The following is a 6,542-nucleotide window of genomic DNA, read 5'->3' as shown; positions in this document are numbered from 1 at the left end:
CGTGATGATGAAACGTCGCAACTTGTCACCTGCCGGGTGAGCCCTAGAATGGGCGTATTTTACCTCCATCCTCTTGTTATGTAACGGGAATTCTTGGAAGACGGTTCATTCAGTTCACGGAACCAGGTTGAATTCTGAGCCGTTGACGCCAGTTTGTAACGCCGCTCCATGTCTTTGCGCCTTTGCTCATGCCTGACCGTCATTTGCTGAATTCTTTTTTCGATGAAATTTGGATCTTTGATCAAGAGTGCGATAATCATGAGCCGAATGTCCCGGCAACTCAACAAGGGATAGTCAGCTTTGTACGTGATGCGCTCTTTCACCATAAAGGATAACGACAACATGACCAGCGCCATGTGATGGTGCCAAGCATTCCATTTTCTGACTTGATAGTCTGACATCCCTAGCTCACTTTTCGCCTCTTGAAACGCACGTTCGACCCAATAGCGCTGGGCTTGCATGTGAGCGAGTCTTTCGATTGATGTATTCCGATAGTCGACATTACTGAGTGAATATTTGATCTGATTATCCGCATGATTTCGGCTGATCACCAAGACCCGCCCGGTGACATCGTCTGCCTCGCCATCCCAGACCCACACTTGGGCGGCATGAACGGAAAGCGTCAGCGGTCCTTTTGTCCCGTTGCGAACGGTGATTGTTTTCCATTCAAAAGGATGGAGATGTTTGGCGTACCATTTGACTTGGATTGAATCGCGATCAGCTTGCTTTTTGCTAGGCTTCGGCCCTCGCCCAGCCATCTTTTCTGGAACGACTAGACTCGGCTGAATGGAATAGATCTTCTGGTTGCAATGAACATCGAGCAAAAATGTTAACTCCATGTTATCTAAGGCGTTACCAAGCGCTAAGCCGTGTCCGTACAGGCCATCTCCACCGACCCAGTCAAATTCCACGCCGGCCGTAACATCGGATTGAATCATGTCAAGCGCGAGTTCCAGCTTCGTTTTAAACTCACGCGCATCGACTGGGATTCCTGCTTGGTCACACCGCGCTGGATCCGATGTCCATGACCTGGGAAGAAACAGCCGATCATTAATTAACGTGCTATGTGACTGCCAAACTAAGCTCGCATAGACGCCAACCTGGCAATTCTCGATTTTTCCAATGACGCCCGCCTATTGTCTCGCCACGCCGACGGAATGGTTCCCCTTTTTTAGATGTGCCGATTCATCGATGATGTAGCCAATATCCTGACACCGGTCATCCGCCTGATTGGCATACAGATTCGATGTATTTTGGGCAATCGCACGGATCAGGTTTTCCGCAGACCACGGCGAGTCTGTTATAAACTGCTGCATCCGTTGATAACTATCACCCGACATGTCGATTTCTTCGTTGAGGCGTTCGATATTGCGTTTTCCAGCTTCGGTTTTGATAAGACCAGCAATGTAAGCCTGACTTAATTCATAACCATGAGACGTTTCATTTTGAAAATATTCATGATAACCATCCACATGATCTGAAAGATGGTCGAGCATATTTTTTAATATAATATTTTTTTCGTCATCATTGTTTGGAGCCATGGACTGTCAATCACTCGAAAATTATTCCATGCCAATAATTTTAGCTTAATCAATCGGTTATGTGAATCTAACAAAGTAGAAATAAGCAAGGTAGGATGGGTAGAGTGGCCATGGCACGACATTGACTCATTGGCACCGACGCCGATTGGTCACGAAACCCATCATTCCACGGATCTGGATATCATCATTAAATTTCCTCGGAAAACCGGGGGCGTTTTTTGTTTGCGCGATCTTGCCATGTCAGCGTGAGGAATAATGGGTTTCGCTTCGCTCTACCCATCCTACGGGTGATGGCCGGTACGTATCGCTTGTGGTCGCATCCGCAGCGGGTGTGGCCATGCGAGGCGGAGAACAGGAAGCCTGTGGTACATCTCCGTTTTTCGCTTCCCTGTTTCTTGCTCAGGGGTGTCCGCCACTCATCGCTCAACTCCAGCCGCCGCTCGATACGCTCGACGCGACGGGCAGCCGCTACAGGGTTTCGCGGTCGCTTCCACTCATGGCGTAGAGCCCACCAAGCGTCTGCTCGATAGGCGCTGGCCGAGGAGCAATGCGAAGAGAAAAACCGCGACAGTGCGGCCCGGCAAGGCCGCGCGTTCTAGCGCCCGGAGTGCTCCGTCACCAGCCGTCGCCCGGCCCTCCGATGAACGGGACCGAGATCCAATCTCTTCGGATCGGCTCGATTTGACCCATGCTCAATGTGACCCATGTGGTCCAGATTGACTCGAACGATGGCGACGGATCCCTTCCCTCGCTGAGCTGTGAATTGAAGCCCGCGTAGGGTGGAACTCCGATAGGAGGTTCCACCATTTGGGTGCCACTGACCTTGCCGCCGTCGGTGCTGCTCCTTGGCTGCTACGAATGTTTGTGGGTCGGCTTGGCGTCTGAATGGCGGATCGCCCTATCGGGCATCCGCCCTACGATGACGGCGCGGGGTGTGCGTGAAAAACAAGGGAGCAAGGCATGATGGGTAGAGTGACCATGACACGACATTGATTCATTGGCACCGACGCCGATTGGTCACGAAACCCATCATTCCACGGACCTGGATATCATCATCAAATGCCCTCGGAAAACCGGGGGCGTTTTTTGTTTGCGCCACCCTTACATGTCGGCGTGAGGAATGATGGGTTTCGCTTCGCTCTACCCATCCTACGGGTGATGGCTGGTACGCATCACTTGTGGTCGCACCCGAGGCGTGTGTGGTCATGCGAGGCGGAGAACAGGACGCCCGTGGTACATCTCCGTTTTTCGCTTCCGCTGTTTCTTGCTCAGGGGTGTCCATAGGCCTGGCTCACTCATCGCTCAACTCCAGCCGCCGCTCGATACGCTCGACGCGACGGGCAGCCGCTACAGCGTTTCGCGGTCGCTTCCACTCATGGCGTAGAGCCCACCAAGCGTCTGCTCGATAGGCGCTGACCGAGGAGTCAATGCGAAGAGAAAAACCGTGACAGTGCGGCCCGGCAAGGCCCCGCGTTCTAGCACCCGGCGTGCTCCGTCGCCATCCGTCGCCCGGCCCTCCAATAAACGGAACCGGGATCCAATCTCTTCGGATCGGCTCGATTTGACCCATGCTCAATGTGACCCATGTGGTCCAGATTGACTCGAACGATGGCGACAGATACTTTCCCTCGCTGAGCCGTGAATTGAAGCCGCGCCTGAATAGGAAACGAATCCGAATTGGCTCGATTGATGCTTGGAGTTCAGCGACCAAGAGTAACGCCTTCAAACGAGGCTGAGTCATTACCCCGGCCTGGTCGATACCCGACAAGGTCTTCCATCCTGGAGCCGCCCATGGCCAGAGTCTATCTGATCGAAAACAATGAGCGCAGCGCCCTCTTCTATTCGGTTGACGCCGCGGTCGGATCGGGCAGAGCAAACCATTACGATGATGTACTGCTCGTGCAATTCCTGCTCAAGGTCAGCGCCGAATGCGGGCCACGGCATGAGGAATATGTCCCTCCCGGCGAGGGGCCGATTCAGGTCGACGGGATCTGCGGATCTCAAACCATCAAATACATCCGACGCTTCCAAGAAATCGGGACACAGCGAAATCCAGACAGCCCGCTCGTTCAGGATGGCGTGGTCAGCCCGGCAGCGGCCGGATCCGGCTCACTGAGCGGATCTCGAACCAATCGCTTTCTGACGATCGCGGCGCTCAATTCGATCTACGGAAAGATCAGAGGAAAGGCGGCAAGCCTGGATATCACCAGGGACGCCTTGTTTCCGAGAGAGCTCACGCCCTATTTGAAGGTCTTCGTATAGCCGAGCAAATCGAAATCCGCCTCCCGTTGGCGCAAGCGGCTTTTCCATGGAGTCGATCGAGTGAGGTCACCATGGCGACCCTTCATCTTTATCGGATACCCAGATTCGACAGAAACTATTTCAATTTTGGCGAAGGAAACATGTACGCCACGGGACTCTTGCTAACGGAATATTTCAACCGTGTCTGTTCCGGAGCCCGGGGTTTCGATGGTTTATCCAAAGCAACGCGGAAGAAATGGGAGATCGGGCGATATGTCCATGCACGTATGTTCCGGCGCCACCCTGCTGTGCTCCTTCGGGATGGCGCCCAGTACCCTGATGGTGCTGCCGGTCAATCGGATGATGACCAGTTCCATGCCGGCGGCCAATATCATGGACAACAAGCCCATGGTCAACATCCTGCCGTTCGGAATGTGTATCTGCCCCGCCAATCCGGTGGTCGCCTCGGCCACGGCGGCGGCGCTTGGCGTGCTGACGCCCATGCCCTGCGTTCCCGCCACCGTCGCGCCATGGACCCCTGGCTCGCCAACCGTCCTGCTGGGAAACATGCCGGCCCTGAATAACACCTCCACCCTGATGTGCACTTGGGGTGGCGTGATCACGGTTATGAATCCCGGTCAGGTCACCGAGCAGATCCCCTGAATCCCAGATCCAGGGCGACCACGGCCTCGTCTCCGAGGCCGTTCGCCCTCGAAAGGCTAGTCGTGGGCGCATCCCGGCCGGGTGCCGTTGAGAAAGACCAGGCGCGCGTCGAGCACCGAAATGTCGCCATCCCGGTCGACGTCCGCCGAGTCGTTCTCCATGGCGCTCGCGGACATTCGGTCGAGCACCAGATCCATGTCCCGCCGATCGACATCACCATACCCGAAGACAACCAGCGACAGGGACATGGCCGCGCGGGCGTACAAGCCATCGCTTCAGGTGGCACGGAGCCGGATCCTGGACGCGGGATCGACCACATTGAAAACCGCCTGCCTCTCATCGACCTCATAAGGCGCGGCCCCGGCCAGAGCGTGATTGTCATGCCCGTTCCAGGATCCTAAACTGTGACGCGCTAACGGCCTGTCGCGAATCCATTCAGCGGGATCGCGATCTCGATCCTCACCCACCGCGCCGGCTTGGCCGGATCCCACATCCATGATTTATCACCCGATCGGTGTCTTCGACTCTGGCCTCGGCGGACTCAGCGTGCTGAGCGAGATCCGGCGTCTGCTACCCAACGAGGATCTGCTCTATGTGGCGGATTCGGGCCACGCCCCCTATGGCGACAAGCCCCTGTCGACCATCGAGGCGCGGGCGATCGCCATCACCGAATTCCTGCTCGACCAAGGAGCCAAGGCCATCGTGGTCGCCTGCAATACGGCCACCGGCGCCGCCGCACGCGTGCTTCGCTCCCGCTATCCGGTTCCCATCATCGCCATGGAACCGGCGGTCAAGCCCGCGATCGAGCGGACCCGCTCGGGCGTGGTCGCGGTGCTCGCCACCCGCCAAACCCTCGCGAGCCACAATTTCTCGGTGCTTCTGGCACGTCTCGGCCAAGGGGTGGAGATCCTGCCGCGGCCCTGCCCCGGTCTGGTGGAACAGGTGGAGGCCGGCGACCTGGACGGCGACCGGACCCGCGACCTACTCTGGGGCTACCTGGAGCCGCTGCTCGCGCGCGGGGCCGACACACTGGTTCTGGGCTGCACCCATTACCCCTTCCTGACACCCCTGATTCAGGAATTGGCCGGTCCGGATACCCTGGTGCTGGACTCGGGGACGGCGGTCGCCCGGCAGGTGCGACGCCGACTGAACGAGGCGGGACTACTCGCCCCCCCGGAGAAGACTGGACGCGAACATTTCTGGACCAGCGGCAAGAACGCCAGCACCCATGGTCTAATGACGCGACTGTGGGGGGCCGAGGTCATCCTCGCGCCCTTCATCGAAGACGCCATCCGACCCGCCCCGACGTCTTGCGTCGGACTGGCGCTGGAGGCGATCTAGACCTCGGCAACCATCGACAGGCGCCGATCGGCGGGTCCGACCGGAACGCCTCACCGGAGAGGAGACAGCATGCGTCGCGGATTGATTCGCCTCCTCGCCGGGCTCGCGCTAAGCAGCGGCGCCCTACTCCTGACCCCTGCCGCCGTCGCGGAAGAGCCATGCCTCAAAATGGTCTTTGGCCGTTACTGTCTTGGCGGCGATATCAACCAAATCCTGCCATCCTCACCGCCTCCCGCCGCGCGCCAGACGCAGGGCGACAGCCTGGCCCTGGTGTTTCCAGACGGGGCCAACCAGCTTTATCTGCTGGCCTACTCGAACCGCCTTTACAAGGTCGTCCGTGCTCACGCCGTCTCGACCCAGCTCGCCTTCGACGACATCTACAACGACCTGCGCCAGATCTACGGACCCGGCACCGACCAAAGCCGCTTCCCCGACTACGCCAGCACGCCAGCGGCTCGGCTGGCCTCGATCCGTCGCGGGGAAGGTCGCGCCCTGCATCGTTGGGAGCCCTCCCCGGCTTGGTCCATCGAGCTATCCTGGACCCGCGAGCTTGGCGTTTCGCTGGCCTATATCGCCACCGAGCTGAACGCCCGGCGCGCCGCGCGAATGGATGGTGGACTCTGAGCGTCCATCAAGCCGCTCCGGCGGGACGCTGACCCAGAAGGTGCCGCAGCGGCCAAACTCGCTGTCCACGCCAACCTCGTCGGCCATCCACCACTCGACCGCCGGATCAAGCGCGGATCGCCCATCGGGTAT

5 protein-coding genes and 1 pseudogene are annotated in these 6,542 nt (G+C 58.0%); 4 read left to right on the top strand and 2 right to left on the bottom strand.

The features are described 5' to 3' along the window. Positions 1 to 59: 59 nt before the first annotated feature. A pseudogene (locus CKO27_RS14425) lies at positions 60 to 1,496 on the bottom strand (IS701 family transposase). A gap of 1,836 nt (positions 1,497 to 3,332) precedes the next feature. Between CKO27_RS14425 and CKO27_RS14420 the strand changes: the two are divergent. Both CKO27_RS14420 and CKO27_RS14415 read left to right on the top strand, forming a co-directional pair. Then, entirely contained in the window at positions 3,333 to 3,803 is a 471-nt protein-coding gene (locus CKO27_RS14420) for a hypothetical protein (protein WP_200375599.1), read from the top strand. 258 nt (positions 3,804 to 4,061) lie between these two features. Then, a complete protein-coding gene (locus CKO27_RS14415) occupies positions 4,062 to 4,445 on the top strand; it encodes a DUF4280 domain-containing protein (protein ID WP_242470922.1) in 384 nt (127 codons plus the stop codon). A 56-nt stretch (positions 4,446 to 4,501) separates the two neighbouring features. On the opposite strand, the gene CKO27_RS14410 is transcribed toward CKO27_RS14415, so the two are convergent. Next, positions 4,502 to 4,711, bottom strand: a complete 210-nt coding sequence (locus tag CKO27_RS14410) for a hypothetical protein (RefSeq protein WP_200375597.1) — start codon at positions 4,709 to 4,711, stop codon at positions 4,502 to 4,504. Between the two features lie 229 nt (positions 4,712 to 4,940). Here CKO27_RS14410 and murI point away from each other — a divergent pair, with 229 nt between their 5' ends. Next, on the top strand, positions 4,941 to 5,786 hold the full coding sequence (gene murI / locus CKO27_RS14405; RefSeq protein WP_200375596.1) for a glutamate racemase: 846 nt from the start codon (positions 4,941 to 4,943) through the stop codon (positions 5,784 to 5,786). 69 nt (positions 5,787 to 5,855) lie between these two features. After that, positions 5,856 to 6,410, top strand: coding sequence for a hypothetical protein (locus CKO27_RS14400; RefSeq protein WP_200375595.1), 555 nt, complete (start codon positions 5,856 to 5,858; stop codon positions 6,408 to 6,410). Positions 6,411 to 6,542 lie beyond the last annotated feature (132 nt).

Source organism: Thiocystis violacea, assembly GCF_016583575.1.
Classification (GTDB): Bacteria; Pseudomonadota; Gammaproteobacteria; order Chromatiales; family Chromatiaceae; genus Thiocystis; species Thiocystis violacea.
Note: the sequence above shows the minus strand (reverse complement) of the source record. Positions and strands in the feature narration are given on the sequence as shown.

Excerpts from the sequence above, each read along its gene's own strand:
- murI (WP_200375596.1), top strand. The coding sequence starts at position 4,941 with ATGATTTATCACCCGATCGGTGTCTTCGACTCTGGCCTCGGCGGACTC.
- CKO27_RS14415 (WP_242470922.1), top strand. The coding sequence starts at position 4,062 with ATGCACGTATGTTCCGGCGCCACCCTGCTGTGCTCCTTCGGGATGGCG.
- CKO27_RS14420 (WP_200375599.1), top strand. The coding sequence starts at position 3,333 with ATGGCCAGAGTCTATCTGATCGAAAACAATGAGCGCAGCGCCCTCTTC.
- CKO27_RS14400 (WP_200375595.1), top strand. The coding sequence starts at position 5,856 with ATGCGTCGCGGATTGATTCGCCTCCTCGCCGGGCTCGCGCTAAGCAGC.